At 48.6% G+C, this 21,164-nt stretch carries 19 protein-coding genes and 2 pseudogenes; 12 read left to right on the forward strand and 9 right to left on the reverse strand.

Translation table 11 applies throughout. The features are described 5' to 3' along the window. Positions 1-446: cysteine/O-acetylserine transporter (eamB, locus tag EA14781_RS14660; protein WP_042335832.1), on the forward strand; the 446-nt coding region annotated here is incomplete at its 5' end. Positions 447-513: 67 nt separating this feature from the next. Here eamB and grcA read toward each other — a convergent pair. After that, the gene (gene grcA, locus EA14781_RS14665; protein ID WP_000627804.1) at positions 514-897 is read right to left on the reverse strand and encodes an autonomous glycyl radical cofactor GrcA; all 384 of its coding nucleotides are present in this window, start codon (positions 895-897) and stop codon (positions 514-516) included. A 304-nt stretch (positions 898-1,201) separates the two neighbouring features. Here grcA and ung point away from each other — a divergent pair, with 304 nt between their 5' ends. Next, the gene (gene ung, locus EA14781_RS14670) at positions 1,202-1,891 is read left to right on the forward strand and encodes a uracil-DNA glycosylase (RefSeq protein ID WP_000013024.1); all 690 of its coding nucleotides are present in this window, start codon (positions 1,202-1,204) and stop codon (positions 1,889-1,891) included. A gap of 45 nt (positions 1,892-1,936) precedes the next feature. On the opposite strand, the gene EA14781_RS14675 is transcribed toward ung, so the two are convergent. The 5 genes and pseudogenes from EA14781_RS14675 to EA14781_RS14690 all read right to left on the reverse strand — a co-directional run bounded on the left by EA14781_RS14675 (position 1,937) and on the right by EA14781_RS14690 (position 6,923). Further along, entirely contained in the window at positions 1,937-2,851 is a 915-nt protein-coding gene (locus EA14781_RS14675) for a helix-turn-helix domain-containing protein (RefSeq protein ID WP_000127387.1), read from the reverse strand. Positions 2,852-3,060: 209 nt separating this feature from the next. Continuing rightward, positions 3,061-4,275: a CaiB/BaiF CoA transferase family protein gene (locus EA14781_RS14680; RefSeq protein ID WP_001247570.1), complete on the reverse strand. Its 1,215-nt coding sequence runs from the start codon at positions 4,273-4,275 to the stop codon at positions 3,061-3,063. Positions 4,276-4,326: 51 nt separating this feature from the next. Next, positions 4,327-4,704: pseudogene (locus tag EA14781_RS25770) on the reverse strand (MFS transporter); the annotation flags it as partial. An 18-nt stretch (positions 4,705-4,722) separates the two neighbouring features. Further along, positions 4,723-5,634 (reverse strand): MFS transporter, encoded by a 912-nt coding sequence (locus tag EA14781_RS14685; RefSeq protein ID WP_000047121.1) that lies wholly within the window; start codon positions 5,632-5,634, stop codon positions 4,723-4,725. A 122-nt stretch (positions 5,635-5,756) separates the two neighbouring features. After that, on the reverse strand, positions 5,757-6,923 hold the full coding sequence (locus tag EA14781_RS14690) for an acyl-CoA dehydrogenase family protein (protein ID WP_000996500.1): 1,167 nt from the start codon (positions 6,921-6,923) through the stop codon (positions 5,757-5,759). A 510-nt stretch (positions 6,924-7,433) separates the two neighbouring features. Between EA14781_RS14690 and EA14781_RS14695 the strand changes: the two are divergent. The 5 genes and pseudogenes from EA14781_RS14695 (at position 7,434) to EA14781_RS23450 (ending at position 12,487) form a co-directional block, all read left to right on the forward strand. Beyond that, positions 7,434-8,594: pseudogene (locus EA14781_RS14695) on the forward strand (acyl-CoA dehydrogenase). Further along, positions 8,591-9,355 (forward strand): electron transfer flavoprotein, encoded by a 765-nt coding sequence (locus tag EA14781_RS14700; protein WP_001237163.1) that lies wholly within the window; start codon positions 8,591-8,593, stop codon positions 9,353-9,355. Before EA14781_RS14695 ends, EA14781_RS14700 begins: the two are co-directional and overlap by 4 nt. 20 nt (positions 9,356-9,375) lie before the next feature. After that, complete coding sequence (locus EA14781_RS14705; protein ID WP_000036608.1) at positions 9,376-10,305, forward strand: FAD-binding protein; 930 nt, start codon at positions 9,376-9,378, stop codon at positions 10,303-10,305. A gap of 243 nt (positions 10,306-10,548) precedes the next feature. Then, on the forward strand, positions 10,549-11,940 hold the full coding sequence (locus EA14781_RS14710) for an MFS transporter (protein ID WP_000907100.1): 1,392 nt from the start codon (positions 10,549-10,551) through the stop codon (positions 11,938-11,940). Then, positions 11,930-12,487: a desulfoferrodoxin family protein gene (locus EA14781_RS23450; protein WP_002461524.1), complete on the forward strand. Its 558-nt coding sequence runs from the start codon at positions 11,930-11,932 to the stop codon at positions 12,485-12,487. Before EA14781_RS14710 ends, EA14781_RS23450 begins: the two co-directional genes overlap by 11 nt. A gap of 78 nt (positions 12,488-12,565) precedes the next feature. Here the strand turns inward: EA14781_RS23450 and EA14781_RS14725 are convergent, their stop codons facing one another. Further along, positions 12,566-13,603 carry a tRNA/rRNA methyltransferase gene (locus tag EA14781_RS14725; RefSeq protein ID WP_000997428.1) on the reverse strand — a complete coding sequence of 346 codons (1,038 nt, stop codon included), beginning with the start codon at positions 13,601-13,603 and terminating at the stop codon, positions 12,566-12,568. Between the two features lie 206 nt (positions 13,604-13,809). On the opposite strand from EA14781_RS14725, the gene trxC reads away from it, so the two are divergent. The 5 genes from trxC (at position 13,810) to EA14781_RS14755 (ending at position 19,524) form a co-directional block, all read left to right on the forward strand. After that, positions 13,810-14,229, forward strand: coding sequence for a thioredoxin TrxC (gene trxC / locus EA14781_RS14735; RefSeq protein ID WP_001098724.1), 420 nt, complete (start codon positions 13,810-13,812; stop codon positions 14,227-14,229). 68 nt (positions 14,230-14,297) lie between these two features. Next, complete coding sequence (gene tapT / locus EA14781_RS14740; RefSeq protein WP_002461520.1) at positions 14,298-14,996, forward strand: tRNA-uridine aminocarboxypropyltransferase; 699 nt, start codon at positions 14,298-14,300, stop codon at positions 14,994-14,996. A gap of 31 nt (positions 14,997-15,027) precedes the next feature. Continuing rightward, on the forward strand, positions 15,028-17,688 hold the full coding sequence (patZ, locus tag EA14781_RS14745) for a peptidyl-lysine N-acetyltransferase PatZ (protein WP_000082932.1): 2,661 nt from the start codon (positions 15,028-15,030) through the stop codon (positions 17,686-17,688). Positions 17,689-17,801: 113 nt separating this feature from the next. Beyond that, a complete protein-coding gene (pssA, locus tag EA14781_RS14750; RefSeq protein ID WP_002461518.1) occupies positions 17,802-19,157 on the forward strand; it encodes a CDP-diacylglycerol--serine O-phosphatidyltransferase in 1,356 nt (451 codons plus the stop codon). A 43-nt stretch (positions 19,158-19,200) separates the two neighbouring features. Then, the gene (locus EA14781_RS14755; RefSeq protein WP_077776607.1) at positions 19,201-19,524 is read left to right on the forward strand and encodes a YfiM family lipoprotein; all 324 of its coding nucleotides are present in this window, start codon (positions 19,201-19,203) and stop codon (positions 19,522-19,524) included. Here the strand turns inward: EA14781_RS14755 and kgtP are convergent. Together kgtP and EA14781_RS25445 are read right to left on the reverse strand one after the other, a co-directional pair. Beyond that, positions 19,521-20,819, reverse strand: a complete 1,299-nt coding sequence (kgtP, locus tag EA14781_RS14760) for an alpha-ketoglutarate permease (protein ID WP_000841088.1) — start codon at positions 20,817-20,819, stop codon at positions 19,521-19,523. The genes EA14781_RS14755 and kgtP overlap by 4 nt on opposite strands. Positions 20,820-20,933: 114 nt before the next feature. Next, on the reverse strand, positions 20,934-21,164 hold a 231-nt coding region (locus tag EA14781_RS25445; protein WP_218186745.1), incomplete at its 5' end, for a hypothetical protein.

Here is a 21,164-nt window from a genome sequence, read left to right on the forward strand (position 1 = left end):
CCGGATTTTTGATTGTAATGCTGCTGTGCGCGGGGATTTCGTTTTCACTGGCGGTGATCGACCCGGCTGCGGTACGTCTGCTAAGTTGGGCGGGGGCGGCATACATTGTCTGGCTGGCATGGAAAATTGCCACCAGTCCAACGAAAGAAGACGGACTTCAGGCAAAACCAATCAGTTTTTGGGCCAGCTTTGCTTTGCAGTTTGTGAACGTCAAAATCATTTTGTACGGCATTACGGCGCTATCGACATTTGTCCTGCCACAAACGCAAGCATTAAGCTGGGTCGTTGGCGTAAGTGTCTTGCTGGCGATGATTGGCACGTTTGGTAATGTCTGCTGGGCATTGGCGGGGCATCTGTTTCAGCGACTGTTTCGCCATTATGGTCGCCAATTGAATATCGTACTGGCGCTGTTGCTGGTCTATTGCGCGGTACGTATTTTCTATTGAAAGGCAAAAAGAAAAGCGGAAGATGAACTATCATCTTCCGCTTAGAGATTAACTTGCTACTTCAGCCTTACAGGCTTTCAGTAAAGGTACGAGCGATAACGTCGCGCTGTTGTTCTGGAGTCAGAGAGTTGAAGCGAACAGCATAACCGGATACACGAATGGTCAGCTGCGGATATTTTTCCGGATGCTTAACTGCATCTTCCAGGGTTTCACGACGCAGAACGTTAACGTTCAGGTGCTGACCACCTTCCACGCGAACTTCTGGTTTAACTTCTACTGGAACTTCACGGTACTCAATGTCACCCAGTTTGCTTACTGCAACCACTTCATCTTCTGCAAAACCTGCTTTCGCAACGATGCAGCGAGCTTCGCCTTTTTCGCTGTCCAGCAGCCAGAAAGAGTTCAGCAGATCGTCGTTAGCGGCTTTAGTAATCTGGATACCTGTAATCATGTGATGCCTCCCCGGCAAAATTATTTGATTCGTTCAGCCTGTCGCGGCCAATTGGTAAAACCATTGTTGCTTGAGTGTATATATACTCTTCAAACACCCCTGATTCTTTGATTTAAATCAATAAAAACAACACATCAAACATTATCGAGAATGGATTTTATTGTTTTACATCAACTTATACGGGTATGTGATTTTACCAATTTACATTTTTTTGCATTCGATTATGTCTAAAAAATGAGCTTAATTTTGTTCTGTAGAAAGAAGCAGTTAAGCTAGGCAGATTGAATGTTCGCAGGAGAGCGAGATGGCTAACCCATTAACCTGGCATGACGTGCTGGCTGACGAGAAACAGCAACCTTATTTTCTTAATACACTTCAAACCGTCGCCGCCGAGCGGCAGTCGGGAATAACTATTTACCCACCTCAAAAAGATGTGTTTAACGCCTTTCGCTTTACCGAGTTGGGCGACGTCAAAGTGGTGATTCTTGGTCAGGACCCTTACCACGGGCCAGGTCAGGCACATGGCCTGGCGTTCTCGGTACGTCCCGGCATTGCCACTCCACCGTCGCTACTCAATATGTATAAAGAACTGGAAAATACGATCCCTGGCTTTACCCGACCGGCACATGGCTATCTGGAAAGCTGGGCGCGTCAGGGCGTTCTTCTGCTTAATACTGTATTGACGGTACGTGCAGGCCAGGCGCATTCCCACGCCAGCCTCGGCTGGGAAACGTTCACAGATAAAGTCATCAGCCTGATTAACCAGCATCGAGAAGGTGTCGTGTTTTTACTGTGGGGTTCACACGCCCAGAAGAAAGGAGCAATTATTGATAAGCAGCGCCATCACGTACTGAAAGCGCCGCATCCATCGCCATTATCAGCACATCGTGGATTCTTTGGCTGTAATCATTTTGTGCTGGCAAATCAGTGGCTGGAACAACGTGGCGAAAAGCCAATTGACTGGATGCCTGTACTACCGGCTGAGGGTGAATAATACCGCGACAGGCATCCCTCAAGCTCTGAAGGATGCCTTCATCAATCAGGGTGACGCCTCCACCATCGATATCTGTCGCACAGCCCTCTCGCGAAATTGGCTGGGGCTCACACCGGTATGCTTGTGAAAGAAACGAGTGAAATAAGCTTCATCATTAAAGCCGAGAAAAGCCGCCAATTGTTTTATCGTTTTTGAGGTGTAGATCAGTTCTCGCTGGGCTTCCTGGATAACCCGCATATTAATGACATCCAGGCTGGACATTCCCAACATTAAACGACACAAGCGCGAAAGGTGCCCAGCGGGCATCCCCATTTCCATGGAATAATCATTAACAGTTAGCCGCTGGTGACACTTTTTTTCAACAAGCGCCAGAAATTTGTGAATCTGCGATGCTTTACGCGAAGTATTGTCGCTTTGCTGGTTTTCAAGACTCAAACGATCGCTCATACGCGAAAGATGGACAAATATAGAAATAAACAATGATGCGCACATCGCAGTTTGGTTGAGCAGCGGAACGCGTAACTCATCCAGCATTGCATAATATATTTCCCATATAATGTCTTTCTCTTCAGGAAAAGACTCCAGTGAAACCACACTTGGGGTATGCATGAGTTTCAGAATCCCCGGAGACAAAATTCCGCTCAGCAATTCAAAAAGCTGTTGCGAAGCTGTAATGGTCAGACCTTCTGAATCTGGGGTGTACTCAAAGCCATGAACTGTCTGCGCAGGCACCAGAATCAGGCACGGAGCACGAGCTTTTTGTCGTGTGCAATTCATCAACACATCCACATTGCCATGCTGAATAAAAAGCACCTGAATAAGCGAATCGTGAACATGAGGACTCGCTCGCCAGTTCAGCGCTTTTGAACGATATGAGAGTAGTTCAACATTGAAAAAATTCTCCCAGCCCAAACCAGATTGTTCTCCATACAAGGAATAAACAGGGATCGTCGCTGTCATCAATGCTCCTTTGCACTATTCAGTGCTGCTGCCGGGTTTATTTATCGTCAACCACGCAGCGACAACTCACGCACGCTATGTACACGCCATCTTTCAAGTTGGCTCTACGTGGGCAGCGAGTTAATCGGTTCATCCATGAACCGTGTTCTCACAGACCACAGCTTCGTGGTGTAAAAATCTATTTTCTGGAAAACCGGGCAGTTCAATAGTTAGTCCGGGATAATAACTGCGCCTTCATAACTAAAAGCGTAAATGTAGTCCGGCGTGTATCCATATTCAGCAAGGATTTGTTGTGAGTGATGCCCCAGTCGGCGGGATGGTTTTATCTGCGCGCCCCCCATACCGTGAATTGTCACTGGAGGAGTCACCAACACTCGCTGATTCCCGGTTGGATATGCAACGTTACGCAGACAATCCGTCGCCCATGCCTGCTCATCCTGCAAAATTTCATCCGGGGTGTATCCCTTCTCATGAGCAAAATCATTGTCTTTTAACAGACGCATCATTTCACTCAACGGGCGTTTCGCTACCTGCTCGCTGATAACATTGATAATGTCCCGATTGCGCCCAAAACGATTAACATCTGCAATACGGCAAAATTCAGGGCTATCAATTAAATCCTCGCGCCCAAGTAACTGCATGAACTTGTTGAAGTAACGATCGTATTCAGGAATACAAATAACCATCCACCGACCATCACTGGTTTTGTAGGTGTTGTTGAAAGGATTAGCAACTTCGCAGCGAGACTTAGGATAGACATTGCCATACTGCGCAGAGGTCACAGCAATGCTCATCATAAATAACGCCGTATGGTGAAGACTGACAGTAACCTTATCGCCTTTTCCTGAGATAGTGCGCCCATAGAGAGCTGCGCAAATACCGGAAACCAGACACATCGATGCCTGAAAATCGCCAAAACCATTCACCGAGTTAATTGGCGTTTCTCCACGTTCGTTGGTAGAGCCAAGAATCCCACCCCGGCAAACGTATGCCGTTGCATCGAATCCGGCGGTATCTTTTTCCGGGCCTTTTTCGCCATAACCCAGAATCTGAGCAAAAATCAAACGAGGAAAACGTAGATGAAGCTCTTCCCAGGAAAAACCCAGACGCTCCAGTGCCTTAGTTCGATAGCTGGTCACCACAACATCAGCGGTGGCCAGAATGCGATACGCGATGGCTTTTGCGCTCTCTTTTTTCAGATTTAGACACAAAAAACGTTTATTAGCGTTGGAAATATCAAATGCCGGATTTTCATCATCCTCATATGGCATGTTGAAAACAGAAGCCTGTGTACGTCCAGGATCGCCAGTTGGAGGCTCGATTTTAATCACATCTGCGCCCCAATCGCCAAGGAGGCGAGCGACGGTTGGAGCTGCCAAAAAAGAGGTTAAATCAACAACTTTTATTCCTTCAAGGGGTCTCATATCCCTACTCCTTCAATATGCATATCCGTGCTATCCGGCGTATGACTTCACTCACCGAGCCTGCCCGGAGACAGACGAGCCTTTCTTTTCTATTGGCTTAATACGCGCCAACAACATGAAAAATGCCCCCAGAATGGCAATCCCGGCCCCAAGATAAAGCGCATATTCATATTGCCCGGAAACATCAATCACCCACCCAGCCAGTACAGGCGAAAGAATACCCGCGAAGGTTCCAAATACCCCGTTTAATCCCACCAGCATGCCGGTATTTTTCTGTGAGAAGATAATAGGAATGGAGAAGTGCGCCGCCATAGTGAAACAGAGGAAAAAGTTTGACGCGGAAATTAACGTCGCTGCGCTCCAGAGACTATTAGCTCGTGTCCCGAGGATTAGAAACATTCCGGCTAAAAGCAGTCCGAGTACTGGCGTAAGTTTACGTCCTGTGTTCTATCCAAGCCGTCGGCAGGCCGCGTCTGTAACTAATCCACCCAGTGGATAAGCAAAAATCGCGACCAGATAAGGCAACATTGAATAGATTGCACTTTGCTTAAGATCGATATTCCTGCCCATCGCAAAATAGGTCGGTAGCCAGGTCATAAAAAGAAAAAAGAGATAATTGGTGCAGAAATAACATAGAGAGCAAGCCCAAACAGAAGGCGTTGAAAGAATATCCGCTTTATTGAGCCCGGGGTCTCCCGCATTATTCTGCTCTGAGGATGGCGCGCCTGAAATGACTTGCCCTGCCTGAATATAATCCAGCTCACTTTTACTGATGCGTTTGTCTGTCTGTGGGCGACTATTACCCAGCCCCCACCAGAGTAAACACCATATCAACCCCGGAACAGAGACAATATAGAAAACAGTTTGCCAGCTCCACGCCTGAATAATCCATGCCGCCAGCACCATGGCAAAAGCAATCCCCGCCGGGCAGCCAATCTGCAACAACCCCGTCGCCTTCCCGGATTCACTTTTGGGAACCCATCTTGCAGCCAAAGAGAAATTCGCTGGAACCAGTAGTCCTTGACCAATACCCACCAAAATACGCAATACCATCATCAGCCCAAGTGTAGAACCTAAAGGTGTTAAGAAAGTAAATAACGCCCACCATAACGTTCCTGTTACCAGAATAATACCGCCTCCGAATCGGTCAGCCAGCAATCCCGCAGGTAACATGGTTATTGCATAACCGATGAAAAATGCCGTAGATACCCAACCAAATTCAATGGCAGTCCAGCCATACTCCTGCATCAATGCAGGCCCACACATGGACATGCCGCTACGAGCCACAAACATGACAAAATAATCTAAAATCAGCAGAGCAATAATGCCCCAACGTCTATTCCCGGATGATTTACTCATAGGTCACTCTCGCGAGAAAACAAGAATGATCGCACCCACAAAATAACACGCGACGTGCGATCGCAGGCAGGGCGTAACGGTAAGAATCCCGCGTCCCTCCTCTTTGCATGAGCTATTCCGGGTTAGCGGATTTCGCCAGCAGCGGCAATTAACGGGCGTGCAATCGTCAGGCGCTGAACAGTCCGCGGTCCCTCTTCAAACCAAAGTGCACGCGCATCGCGATACATCCGCTCAACAGGGCCATAAGGGTTATCTTCGAAGTAACCAATACCGCCAAAGATCTCAAGACAGCCATCAGACACGGTACGAACCGTATCAATACCGTGCAATTTGCACATTGCGGAGACCATCTCGATATCTTCCCCACGGTCAAACTTCTGCGCGCAGTCACGTAGCATGACGCGAAGCGCATGCACCTGAGTTCCCATATCAGCCAGCGTCTGCTGGATAGACTGACGGGCAACCAGCGGTTTACCAAACGTCACACGATCTTTAGCGCGTGTGATAGCCAACTCCAGGAAACGCTGAGACATACCAAGACAGGTAACCGCAATCATCGCTCTGGAGTGCGCTAACGCATCCATGAAGATATCCAGACCATCACCTTCTTTACCCATGATGTTATGCGCCGGAACTTCGCAGTTCTCAAAACGCAGGTAAGCATGTCCCGCACCGCGACATCCCATCATGTGCGGCATTGGATCGATGTAGTATCCCGGGGTATTTGTCTCGATGAAAAAAGCGGTCAAACCGCCTTTTTTACGTTTGTTTTCGTCCGTAACGGCAATAACATAGCTACCATCAGAAATATCGGTATGCGAAATTAATGTTTTACTGCCGTTTAGAATATATTTATCGCCTTTTTTCACTGCTGTCGTACGAATATCCGCACCGGAGCCACAGTCGGCTTCAGTGAGCGCGAAGTTGATGTATGCATCTTTATTTGCCAGTAGCGGTAACCATTTAGCCCGAAGATCAGCTGCGCCATGATCATACATAATACGCCAGTTCAGACCATTAGCATGATGGAGGTTCATACGCATGCCGCCAGGACCTCGGCAAAATTCTTCCATAACAGAAAAAAATTGTTCGCAATTAAGCCCAAGCCCACCAAATTCTTCTGGAATTGCCAGACGGAATAAATCATTTTTCCGGCATACATCATAATACTCATCAGGGAACACATTCGTGCGCTCAACCGTCAACTGAATTTCTTCCAGATCCGTTTCTGTGACTTTTCTGACTTTCTGTTTCAGTGCTACCAGTTGCTCTTGAGATAAGATCGCCATATACCAACCCCACTTCACATTTAAATGATTAAGAACCATTTGAAGAATTCTGACGATAAACATGTAGGTAAAAATTAATCCAGGCTGTTTCTTTCATCCTTCTCCACTAATTAACGTTGACCAGTATAAAAACCTCTACCTCATTCTGGCATTGACATTCCCGACAAACAGTTGGACAAATCGAACCTATCTCTAAGAAAACAAGCAGAAATAAATTTATTAGCAACAGCAAAATAAACAGCACCAACCGCAACAAAAAAAGAGTAAGAAAACCAACATCGATCACAAAAAGACATGAATGTTCGCTTTATCCAGGATCAGGTCAGATCTGTCTATATATGCGAAGAATTCGTAAAACTATTATTACGAATGAGGCGTTTATTGGAATATTTATTAAGGCTATATGTTTTAGCTGAGTGAGTTACTGATATCACTAATAACAATCATACGGGGCAATGTTATTACACCACCCCCTGACAGATCACTATCAATAAGTAATGAGGAGACTTCATGGACTTTAGTCTGAGCGAAGAACAGGAATTGCTTTTAGCGAGTATTCGGGAGCTGATTACCCGCAGTTTTCCCGAGGCGTATTTTAAAAGATGTGATGAGACTCGAACTTTCCCGCACGAATTCTTTAATGCATTAGCAGAAAGTGGAATTGGCTTATTAGGTATTCCCGAAGAGTTTGGGGGGGTGCCTACCGATATGATGACGCAGGTGCTGGTACTGGAGGAAATCGCCCACATGGGGGCCCCTGCTTATATCATGACTGAGGGGCAGTGCATTCATAACATGCAGCGATTCGGCAACGACGAACAGTTACAAAAGACCGCCGAAGCAGGTCTGACAGGTATCCCGGCTTACTCTTTGGCTTTCACTGAGCCCCAGGCGGGATCGGATAACAACCGCATAGCAACAACTTATACCCGGAAAAACGGCAAAGTTTATCTCAATGGGCAAAAAACATTCATTACTGGCGCCAAAGATTACCCTTATATGCTGGTGCTGGCACGTAACCCCGAACAGGAAGATCCCAAACGCTGCTTTACTTTATGGTGGCTGGACCCTACTTCTCCAGGGGTGAAGCTCAATAGTCTGCACAAAGTCGGCTGACATATGGTCAGTAACTGCGAAGTTTTTCTGGATGACGTGGAACTGGAAGAGCGCGCCATGGTAGGTCGCGAAGGCTATGGTTTTATCCATATGATGGAAAACTTTGAAATTGAACGCCTGGTTATCGCGTCCCATTCTCTGGGCGTAGCCGAATGTGCATTTGAAGATGCCGCGCGCTACGCCAATCAACGTATTCAATTCGGTAAGAATATTGGCCAGTTTCAGATGATTCAACTCAAGTTGACTCAAATGGCCGTCAAAATCCAAAACATGAAGAATATGGTTTATCGCACCGCATGGGAATGCGACAACAACCTGTCGATGCGCCTCTCTGCCCCCATGTGCAAATTGTACTGTGCGCAATCAGCCTGCGAAGTGATTGACGATGCGATGCAAATTTTGGGTGGGCTAGGCTACACCGACGATAGTCGAGTCTCCCGTTTCTGGCGCGATACACGTGTAAACCGCATTGGCGGAGGCACTGACGAAATTATGGTTTATATCTCCGCTCGTGAGATCCTGAAACAGTACGATAAACACAGGGATATGCCATGAGATTGATTACCTGCTACAAACTGGTGCCTGAAGAGCAAGACATCGCTATTAGTGCTGACAGAACGCTGATTACTGATCACGCTGGCGAAAAAATCAGCCCATTTGATCTCAACGCCATCGAAGCGGCTGTTCAGCTGGCTGGCGATAATGACGAAGTAGTGGCGCTGAGTGTCGGCGCAAAAGCGCTGGATAATGCCAAACTACGCAAAGATGTCCTCTCACGCGGTCCCGATTCACTGTATCTGGTTCGTGACGACTCACTGGAGAAAGCTTTACCCCACTACACAGCCGGCGCCATTGCGGCAGCAAGCCAGAAAATAAAATTCGACCTATTACTCTGTGGTGAAGGCTCTGGCGATTTGTATGCCCAACAAACGGGGCTGTTGGTCGGTGCAATGTTGCACATTCCGGCAATCAACGCCGTCAGTCATATTGAAATTAATGATGGTTTCGTCACTGTAGAGCGACTCCTCGAAGACGAGATTGAAGTGCTCGATGTTCCGTTTCCCGCAGTGCTGTGCGTCACCTCAGATATCAATGTTCCTCGCATTCCATCAATGAAGGCCATTCTGAGCGCAGGGAAAAAAAGCGTCACGCAATGGAGCGCCAGCGATATTGGCTGGTCGTCAGTTCCCCCTGGGATCTCGTTAGCCAGCGTCTACGCGCCGCAACAAACAGAACGTAAGCACATCATCATCGAAGGCGATGGCGAGGAAGAAGTCGCTCGTCTGCGAGATTATCTGACTAATGCGTTGAGCTAACGTCAGCGGAGAAGTGAAGAATGAGCAAAATAAGTAACGTATGGGTATTCAGCGACAGTGTCGATCGCTATGCGGATCTGCTTGCCGGAGCGCACCAGCTTGGTGAGCGCGTCAATGCAGTAATTTGGAATGAAGAGGACGCCGCACAGGTTGCGCAAGCGGATGCCATCTATCTATTGGAAGGAAAAACGGATCAGCAACGCATCGAAAACTATGCGGAAACTCTGGCGACGCTGGTGCAAAGCAAGCAAAAAACACTGGTTATACTGGCAGCAACTCGTCGGGGAAAAGCACTGGCGGCAAAACTCAGCGTGCTGCTGCATAGCGGGCTGGTGAATGATGCAATAGCCATGGAATATAAAAATGGCACGCTGTATGCCGAACATCGAATGTATGGAGGCTTAGCTTTCGGACGGGAAGCGCTCGCCACGTCAATTGTAGTAGCAACGATAGCAAGTGGTGTTTATGGGCCGCTGGCTGCGGCAACAGCACATCCACCGTTGACGAAGGTTACCTATGTGCAACCTGAACATGAAATTCTATGCAAAGAACGGCAAGCTAAAACAGTCAGCAGTCTCGATCTTAGCAAAGCCAGACGAGTGATAGGCATTGGTCGGGGCCTGATGACTAAGGACGATTTGCACATGATCCGGGAGCTGGCATCAGCACTTGATGCTGAAATAGGTTGCTCCCGACCGATTGCGGAAGGCGAACACTGGATGGCCCGCGAACGCTATATTGGCGTTTCCGGCATCCTGTTAAAATCTGATATTTATCTTGCGTTAGGAATTTCCGGGCAGATACAACATATGGTTGGCGGCAATGGCGCTAAAACGATTATCGCCGTGAATAAAGATAAAAACGCGCCAATTTTTCAGTACGCTGACTATGGACTTATTGGCGATATTTACAAAGTTGTACCGAAATTAACAGCACTATTAAAACGTTAAGACGAAAGCCGCTATCCTGGACTATCTGTTTTATATTGCCAGGATGAGGCTGGCAATATTTATTTTGATTACGCTGACCGCATGAGATAAAGCGCATGGCGGATGTTATGCGAAAACACGATGTTAGAGAAATGGCGATATCCCAAGAGTTCGTTCGGAGTTGAATTCCGTTTAGGTTAATTTCTTCCTGCAGTCAATTCGCCCCGGATGGTGAAAACAATGTTCACAGCAGACGGAGGATTTATGTTAATTCAGGGAAAAATTGATATTAGCACTATTTTAGATACATACCCGATCAGTCATCGACAATGGTTAATTGTATTTTTGGGTTTTCTGGTATTAGGTATTGATGGCTTTGATGTTACTGCCATCGGTTTTATCGCTCCGGCGATTGTGGACGATTGGCAAATCTCCCGTCATATGCTCGGCCCGGTGATGATGAGCGGCTTATTAGGTCTGGCTGGCGGATCGCTGATTTCTGGTCCGTTAGCCGATCGGTATGGGCGCAGAAAAATCATTATCGCTTCGGTAATATTTTTTGGTATTTGCAGTTTATTATCCGCCTGGTCATGGGATTTATACAGTCTGACATTTTTTCGATTTATTACCGGATTGGGTCTGGGCACTGCTATGCCTAATATCACCACACTGGTCGCAGAATATGCTCCGGGAAAATACCGTTCTCGACTCTCAACGGTTATACATTGTGGTTTTAATACTGGAGCAGCCCTTGGCGGCCTGTTAAGTCAACAATTACTGGAAACCAGCAGTTGGCGTTCGGTATTAATTATCGGTGGTATATTACCGTTATTGTTAGCGCTGATATTGTTACGCTATCTTCCCGAATCAATGCTTTTCCTTGTTCAGTCGCCACAAAATAAAAATAAATTGATGCGGCTACTGAATAAGTTCATTCCCGGCATAGCCAACGAGCACTGCTCTTTTTTTACGACAGAGCCGGAGAAAAACCACGCCAATACAGCAAAATCACTACTGAGTTCCCCCTATACATTGGGAACTTTTTCACTGTGGCTCACTCTGTTTGGCGGATTGTTCTGTGTTTATCTCCTCTCTGGTTGGCTGCCACTGATGATTAAAGACGCCGGATTAACGTTATCCCAGGCTGTTATTATCGGTTCTGTCTTTCAGGTTGGCGGCATGATGGGGAATTTTTGCATCGGTATTGAAATGGATCGCTGGGGGCAGCACTGCGCCATCATCCTGACATTACTGGGTGGCGCGTGCTGTGCGCTCATTTTGGGGCTATATACGCCATCCATGCCGCTACTTTGTGTCATGGTGTTATTACTGGGATACACCATCAATGGTATCAGTCCTGATTGCTACGCCCTGGCCGCACATTTTTATCCGACATCGATAAGAGCAACAGGTGTCAGTTGGGCTACTGGAGTTGGTCGACTGGGCGCGATAACCAGCGAGGGCGTCGGTTCTGCCATGCTGGCGGCAGGATGGACATTTAACGAAGTATTCATGTTTCTGCCATTACCTTTGCTAATCGGCACGCTGGCGCTGTATTGCAAAAAACGGTGTCAGGTTATCGTAAAAAACCAAACGCCTTCATCCATGGACAATAATGCAATGACAGAACAAGAGGAAATTGACGGTGTTAAATAATGACCATTCAGAAAGAGTACCGTCCTTTTTTAAAGTATCTACCCGAATCAAAAATAGTACGAAACCGGCATTTATTCAGCGCGAACCTGTTTTTTATCACTGCTCACACTGCGGACAGTTTTTCATTCAGCCAGGCAACAATAATAACGAAATGCAACACCGTTGCTGTAGCGAAACAATGGAAATATTACATGCGAAAAATACCGATACAGATACACCGTTAGCTAAAGAACATCGACCACAAATGACAATATCAGGAGGATTTGAATCAAATACCCTTTCTGTCTGTACAGGAATGCCTCCACATTCAATGACAGAAGAGCATCACCTGGCATGGATCTATATCTATACCTTTCAGGGAGGGCAATTTAAATTTCTGCAGCCAGGCGATATACCAGAGGCTACATTCGCACTGGCGGAAAAAGATGCCTACGTTTATTGCGACCGCCGGATCTGCAAAGGAAGTAAATGCAAATTTAACTGCAAAAGAGGATTTACAGCCTACTGCTGGTGTAACCAGCACGGTTTATGGAAACTCACGTATTAAACCACATACAACTTTCGTGCAGGAAAATTCACAAAATGACCAGCCCGCATACCCGACTTCAGGTATGCGGGATTACGATCAGGCTTTATTCTGCCGCCACCATTCGGCAAGCAAAACGCCGGTTGCGACAGAGATATTCAGCCCGGCAACGTTGCCTGTACCATCAATATTTACCCGTACATCATTCGGGTCACGTGCAGCATCCGGTAGCCCTTCATATTCCTGCCCCAGTACCAGCACCATTTTCTCTGGCAGAGTGGTTTTGAACAGCGGTTTACCTTGCTCGCTGGAAGTGGTCACCACGGTGTAGCCCGCCTGACGGAAATCATCCAGCACGTTAACAATGTTGTCGCCAGTAATCGGCTGAACATGCTCTGCGCCGCCTTCGGCGGTACGGATTGCCGCTCCCGATTCCAGCAACGCCGCATCCTGCACCACAACGCCTTTCACGCCAAAGTGTGCGCAACTACGCATCATGCCGCCCAGGTTATGCGGGTTAGATTCGTTTTCCAGCGCCAGTACACAATCCTGCGCGCCTGCCTGGCTTACCCACTGACGCACGGTTGTGCCATTACGCTTTTTGATCAGGAAGCAAACGCCGCCATGATGCTCCGTACCTGATGCTTTTGTCAGTTCTGCTTCATCCACAACATGGTACGCTTTGCGGTTTGCCGCCATCCAGCGCAATGCTTCTTTAAAACGCGGCGTTACGCTCTGGATAAACCACGCACGAACAATCGCCTCTGGACGGCTCTGGAATAATGCCTGGCACGCGTTTTCGCCGTAGACGCGGGTTTCTTCCGCACGTTGGCGACGCAACACTTCCGGGTCGATAAAACTTTTACCACTGATGCCACCGTGATCGGCCTTCTCCGGCATTTCATCGCCCGGTGCGCGGGAAATAGTGCGCCACGGCGACTCTTCACGCTTACGGTCACGGAACGGATTCTGTTTGTCATCGCGGGCGGGGCGACGGCCACCGTCGGCACGAGATTTTCCTGGACGCCCGCCCCCTTTCCCGGTACGCGGGTTATGGGTACGTTTATCAGAATCATCATCACTGCGGACATACATCACTTTGACCTTGCCGCTTTTGCTTTTCATTTCATCGTTCATGCTTTTCTCCACCAGCGCTGCGCGAAGCGCGCAGATTACCCGAAGTGCGCGCGGTTCGCCATGATTTCGTTTCAAAGCCTGCGACTATCATACCTATTGAATAAAACAGATTGTTGTCTGGAACAATGCTCTCGATAATATGTAACATATTAGAAACATACCGGCATCGTTGCCGATAAGTCTCCTTACTCATCCCGAGGTTAGTTATGAATACCGTTTGTACCCATTGTCAGGCCATCAATCGCATTCCCGACGATCGGATCGAAGATGCGGCAAAATGTGGACGTTGCGGTCACGACCTGTTTGACGGAGAGGTGATTAATGCGACCGGTGAAACGCTGGACAAATTGCTGAAAGACGATCTGCCAGTGGTGATCGACTTCTGGGCGCCGTGGTGCGGGCCTTGCCGTAACTTTGCCCCTATTTTTGAAGATGTTGCGCAAGAGCGTAGTGGTAAAGTGCGCTTTGTAAAAGTGAATACCGAAGCTGAACGCGAATTAAGCAGCCGCTTTGGTATTCGCAGTATTCCGACGATTATGATTTTCAAGAATGGTCAGATTGTCGACATGCTTAATGGCGCAGTGCCGAAAGCGCCGTTTGATAGCTGGCTGAACGAATCTCTCTAATCTTGCCGGGGCGCATCTTGTGCCCCGTTTTCTCCTCTGCGACAATGGCGTTTTTTCGACGCTCTCTTATGACCGAAAACGCTGTTCTCCAGTTACGTGCCAAGCGTATTGCGCGCGCAACTCGCCCTTTTCTTGCCCGTGGTAATCGCGTTCGTCGCTGCCAACGCTGTCTCTTGCCAGAGAAATTATGTCTCTGCTCGACAATTAGCCCAGCGGAAGCAAAAAGTCGCTTCTGTTTGCTGATGTTCGACACTGAACCAATGAAACCCAGTAATACCGGGCGTTTAATTGCCGATATCTTGCCGGATACCGTCGCATTTCAATGGTCGCGCACCGAACCATCACAAGATTTGCTGGATCTGGTAAAAAACCCGGCATATCAGCCAATGGTGGTTTTTCCCGCCTCATATGCTGATGAGCAACGGGAAGTGATCTTCACACCACCTGTCGGTAAGCCACCGCTGTTTATCATGCTCGATGGCACCTGGCCGGAAGCTCGCAAGATGTTTCGTAAAAGTCCGTATCTGGATAATCTTCCCGTCATTTCCGTCGATCTTTCTCGATTATCCGCCTATCGCCTGCGTGAAGCCCAGGCTGAAGGCCAATATTGTACTGCCGAAGTAGCCATCGCACTGTTAGATATGGCCGGCGATACCGAAGCTGCAACGGGCTTAGGTAAGCATTTCTCTCGCTTTAAAACGCGCTATCTGGCAGGAAAAACGCAACATCTGGGTAGCATCACAGCAGAACAGTTAGAAAGCGTTTAAAATCATTCGGTCACTTCTGCGGGAGAGCGGTATGAGTCAGCGAGGACTGGAAGCACTACTGCGACCAAAATCGATTGCGGTAATTGGCGCATCAATGAAACCCCATCGCGCAGGTTACCTGATGATGCGTAACCTGCTGGCTGGAGGTTTTAACGGGCCGGTACTCCCGGTGACGCCAACCTGGAAAGCGGTGTTGGGTGTGTTGGCCTGGCCGGATATATCCAGTTTACCTTTTACGCCCGACCTTGCGGTACTGTGCACAAATGCCAGCCGCAATCTGTCGCTTCTTGAAGAACTCGGCGCAAAAGGCTGTAAAACCTGCATTATTCTTTCTGCCCCGGCATCACAACATGAAGAGTTACGTACCTGCGCCCAGCGCCATAACATGCGTCTGCTTGGACCAAACAGTCTGGGATTACTGGCGCCGTGGCAAGGCCTGAATGCCAGCTTTTCACCCGTACCGATTAAGCGAGGCAAGCTGGCATTTATTTCGCAATCGGCTGCCGTATCCAACACCATCCTCGACTGGGCGCAACAGCGTGAGATGGGCTTTTCGTACTTTATTGCGCTCGGCGACAGCCTGGATATCGACGTTGATGAATTGCTCGATTATCTGGCTCGCGACAGCAAAACCAGCGCCATCCTGCTCTACCTCGAACAATTAAGCGACGCGCGACGTTTTGTTTCAGCGGCTCGTAGTGCCTCACGCAATAAACCGATTCTGGTAATTAAAAGCGGGCGTAGCCCGGCAGCGCAACGGCTGTTGAACACTACGGCAGGAATGGATCCTGCGTGGGATGCAGCGATTCAGCGCGCCGGTTTGTTGCGAGTGCAGGACACCCACGAACTGTTTTCGGCGGTGGAAACCCTTAGCCACATGCGCCCGCTACGTGGCGACCGGCTGATGATTATCAGCAACGGTGCCGCGCCTGCCGCGTTGGCGCTGGATGCCTTATGGTCACGCAATGGCAAGCTGGCAACGCTAAGTGAAGAAACCTGCCAGAAACTGCGCGATGCCCTGCCTGAGCATGTAGCAATCTCCAATCCGCTCGATCTGCGCGATGACGCCAGCAGCGAGCACTATGTCAAAACACTGGATATTCTGCTCAATAGCCAGGATTTTGACGCGTTAATGGTTATCCATTCGCCCAGTGCCGCAGCTCCCGCCACAGAAAGCGCACAGGCATTAATTGAAGCGGTAAAACATCATTCCCGTAGTAAGTACATCTCTCTTCTGACCAACTGGTGCGGTGAATATTCATCACAGGAGGCGCGACGTTTATTCAGTGAAGCGGGGCTACCGACCTATCGTACGCCGGAAGGTACAATCACTGCGTTTATGCATATGGTGGAGTATCGACGCAATCAGAAGCAATTACGCGAAACGCCGGCCCTGCCCAGCAATCTGACCTCTAATACCGCAGAAGCGCATATTCTGTTGCAACGGGCCATTGCCGAAGGGGCTACGTCGCTCGATACCCATGAAGTTCAGCCAATCCTGCAAGCGTATGGAATGAACACGCTTCCTACCTGGATTGCCAATGATAGCGCCGAAGCAGTGCATATTGCTGAACAGATTGGCTATCCGGTAGCGCTGAAATTACGCTCGCCGGATATTCCGCATAAATCGGAAGTTCAGGGCGTTATGCTCTACTTGCGCACAGCCAATGAAGTACAGCAAGCCGCGAACGCTATTTTCGATCGCGTAAAAATGGCCTGGCCGCAGGCGCGGGTCCACGGCCTGTTGGTGCAAAGTATGGCTAACCGTGCAGGCGCCCAGGAGTTACGAGTGGTGGTCGAGCACGATCCGGTTTTCGGACCGTTAATCATGCTTGGCGAAGGAGGCGTAGAATGGCGTCCTGAAGAGCAAGCTGTCGTGGCGCTGCCGCCGTTGAATATGAACCTGGCTCGTTATCTGGTCATTCAGGGAATCAAAAGTAAGAAGATTCGTGCGCGCAGTGCGCTACGCCCGTTGGATGTTGCGGGCTTAAGCCAATTGCTGGTGCAAGTTTCCAACCTGATTGTCGATTGCCCGGAAATTCAGCGTCTGGATATTCATCCTTTGCTGGCTTCTGGCAGTGAATTTACCGCGCTGGATGTCACGCTGGATATCGCGCCGTTTGAAGGCGATAACGAGAGTCGGCTGGCAGTGCGCCCTTATCCGCATCGGCTGGAAGAATGGGTAGAATTGAAAAACGGCGAACGCTGCTTGTTTCGTCCGATTTTGCCGGAAGATGAGCCACAGCTTCAGCAATTCATTTCGCGAGTCACCAAAGAAGATCTTTATTACCGCTACTTTAGCGAGATCAACGAATTTACCCATGAAGATTTAGCCAACATGACGCAGATCGACTACGATCGGGAGATGGCGTTTGTGGCTGTACGGCGTATTGATCAAACGGAAGAGATCCTCGGTGTCACACGTGCGATCTCCGACCCTGATAACATCGATGCCGAATTTGCCGTGCTGGTTCGCTCAGATCTCAAAGGGTTAGGGTTAGGTCGGCGCTTAATGGAAAAGTTGATTACCTATACGCGAGATCACGGACTGCAACGTCTGAATGGTATTACGATGCCAAACAATCGTGGCATGGTGGCGCTGGCCCGCAAGCTCGGGTTTAGTGTCGATATCCAGCTCGAAGAGGGGATCGTTGGGCTTACGCTAAATCTTGCCCAGCGCGAGGAATCATGAGTAAGGTACTGGAAATGTTGACCACTTAATCGGGACTGGTGTTATTATTGTCCGCTTATGTCGTCTGCATTGCACAGAGGACCCTTCAATGAACAGAGAAGAAATGCACTGTGATGTTGTCAAAATTTAAGCGTAATAAACATCAACAACACCTTGCCCAACTACCCAAGATTTCTCAATCAGTTGATGATGTCGATTTCTTTTACGCTCCCGCCGACTTCCGGGAGACTCTGCTGGAAAAAATAGCCAGCGCGAAGCAGCGCATTTGCATTGTCGCCCTGTATCTTGAACAGGATGACGGTGGCAAAGGCATTCTGAGCGCATTGTATGAGGCTAAACGGCAGCGTCCAGAACTGGATGTGCGAGTGCTGGTCGACTGGCATCGTGCACAACGTGGACGCATTGGCGCTGCGGCATCTAATACCAACGCTGACTGGTATTGCCGCATGGCACAGGAAAATCCGGGCGTAGATGTTCCGGTTTATGGCGTTCCTGTCAATACCCGTGAAGCCCTGGGCGTTCTGCATTTTAAAGGCTTTATCATCGATGACTGTGTGCTTTACAGCGGCGCCAGTCTGAACGACGTTTACCTTCATCAGCACGATAAATATCGCTATGACCGCTATCATCTGATCCGTAACCGAAAAATGTCAGACATTATGTTTGAATGGGTTACACAGAATATTATGAATGGTCGCGGTGTTAACCGTCTGGATGATGTTAATCGCCCAAAAAGCCCGGAAATCAAAAACGACATTCGCCTGTTCCGCCAGGAGCTGCGTGATGCCGCTTATCATTTCCAGGGCGATGCCGACAACGATCAGCTTTCCGTAACGCCGTTGGTAGGTCTGGGGAAATCGAGTCTGTTGAACAAGACTATTTTCCACCTAATGCCTTGTGCCGAACAGAAACTAACCATCTGCACACCTTACTTCAACCTGCCGGCAATCCTTGTGCGCAATATCATCCAGTTGCTGCGCGAAGGGAAAAAGGTCGAAATTATCGTTGGTGATAAAACTGCGAATGACTTCTACATTCCAGAAGATGAACCTTTCAAGATAATTGGCGCACTGCCTTATCTTTATGAGATTAATTTGCGTCGCTTCCTGAGCCGTTTGCAGTATTACGTCAATACTGACCAGTTAGTGGTCCGGTTATGGAAAGATGACGACAATACCTATCATCTGAAAGGGATGTGGGTTGATGATAAGTGGATGCTGGTAACCGGTAATAACCTGAATCCACGCGCCTGGCGTCTGGATCTGGAAAACGCCATTTTGATCCACGATCCACAACTGGAGCTTGCGCCACAGCGTGAGAAAGAACTGGATCTGATCCGCAAGCACACCACCATCGTTAAGCACTACCGCGATCTGCAAAGTATTGCCGATTATCCGGTAAAAGTTCGCAAACTCATCCGCCGTTTGCGCCGCATCCGCATCGACCGATTAATTAGCCGCATCCTGTAATCACAACCCCGTCCTGTACGGGGTTTATTTTCTGGAGGACATGTTGCGTATTCTTTTTACCTGCTCGCTATTGTTACTTTCTGGATGCAGTCACATGGCTAACGATAGCTGGAGTGGACAGGATAAAGCTCAACACTTTATTACCTCGGCAATGCTTTCTGCCGCCGGGAACGAATATGCGCAACATCAGGGGATGAGTCGCGACCGTAGCGCGATGTTCGGGCTAATGTTCTCTGTAAGTCTGGGCGCATCAAAAGAGCTGTGGGATAGCCGCCCCGAGGGGAGCGGCTGGAGCTGGAAGGATTTTGCCTGGGATGTCGCTGGTGCAACCACCGGCTATACCGTCTGGCAGCAGGCCCGTCACTAAAGACGCATCCCTTTCCCCTTGCGATGCAACATCAGAGAAACCAGAAACGCCACCACGGCCATCAATGTCACATACCAGAAGAAGCCTGTTTCCATTCCTGTTGATTTCAGCGACAACGCTACGTACTCCGCCGAACCACCAAATATAGCATTGGCGACCGCATATGACAGACCAACGCCTAATGCGCGAACCTGTGCCGGGAACATCTCAGCCTTCAGTATTCCACTGATTGAAGTATAAAAACTCACTATCAGCAGGGCGCACATCACCAGACCAAAAGCGGCATAAGGCGAGGAAACATTCTGCAATGCTGAGAGAACAGGAACGGTAAAAATGGCCGCCAGAGAGCCGAAGCATAACATCGAAGTGCGGCGACCAATCTTATCCGATAGCGCGCCAATTAGCGGCTGAATGAGCATAAATACAAACAGTGCCACGGTCATAATGCCGCTCGCTACATTGGCGTGCATTCCTGCGGTATTCACCAGATACTTCTGCATATAGGTGGTGAAAGTATAGAAACAAAGCGAACCCGCCGCGGTAAAACCGAGAACCATGATGAATGCTCGGCGATTGCGCCATAATCCTTTCAAAGATCCAGCTTCTTTTAAAGCGCGTGTTTCTTGTTGTGAAGTTTCATCTAACTGACGACGTAACCACAACGCCACAACAGCTAACACAGCTCCTGACGCAAAAGGAATACGCCATCCCCACTCTCTGAGTGCAGCGTCTTCCATGGTGTGTTGTAAAACCACTACAACCAGTAGTGCTAGCAGTTGTCCGCCAATCAACGTCACATACTGAAATGATGCATAAAAACCTTTGCGCCCTTCAACAGCAACTTCACTCATATAAGTGGCACTGGTGCCATATTCTCCGCCAACAGATAACCCCTGGAATAAACGAGCAAGAAGCAATAATGCCGGAGCCCATGTACCGATTGTTTCGTAGCCAGGTAAGCAGGCGATAACCAGAGATCCAAAGCACATCATACACACCGATAACAGCATTGATTTTTTACGCCCATGTCTATCGGCTATGCATCCAAATAACCAGCCGCCGATTGGACGCATCAGAAAGCCCGCAGCAAAAACACCGGCTGTTTGTAGTAGTTGAGTGGTCGTGTTACCAGAAGGGAAGAAGATGTGGGCGAAGTAGAGGGAACAGAACGAGTAGACATAGAAATCGAACCACTCGACCAGATTACCTGAAGAGGCCCCCACAATTGCCCAAATGCGGCGACGAGCATCACTACTTGTCAGTTTGCCGTCTGCCGTTACAGTACTTTCTGCCATGCCATTATGTCTCCTGCCTTAATTCGACGCTTTTGTCGGTCGCTGTTGTTTATTTTTTAGCAAAGAAAATGTTATACATTTGTTGCATATAATTATGCAACCTTAAGCGTGAATTTAGTTAGCAGGAAAATGATTATTGAAGACGTTCAGGATAGGTTCCAGGTGAGATGATCGTATGAAAGTGGAAAAGTTATGGAAGTCGTATTCATTGTTGAATCTGGCGTGCACGGATTTTCCCCACGCCACACGATCTTTCGTAGGACGGATAAGACGCGACAGTGTCGCATCCGGCCTTTTTTCAGCACCAATGCAAAAAGGCCATCCTTTCGGATGGCCTTCTGTTTT

It is taken from the genome of Escherichia albertii NBRC 107761 = DSM 17582 (assembly GCF_000759775.1).
GTDB classification, from domain to species: domain Bacteria; phylum Pseudomonadota; class Gammaproteobacteria; order Enterobacterales; family Enterobacteriaceae; genus Escherichia; species Escherichia albertii.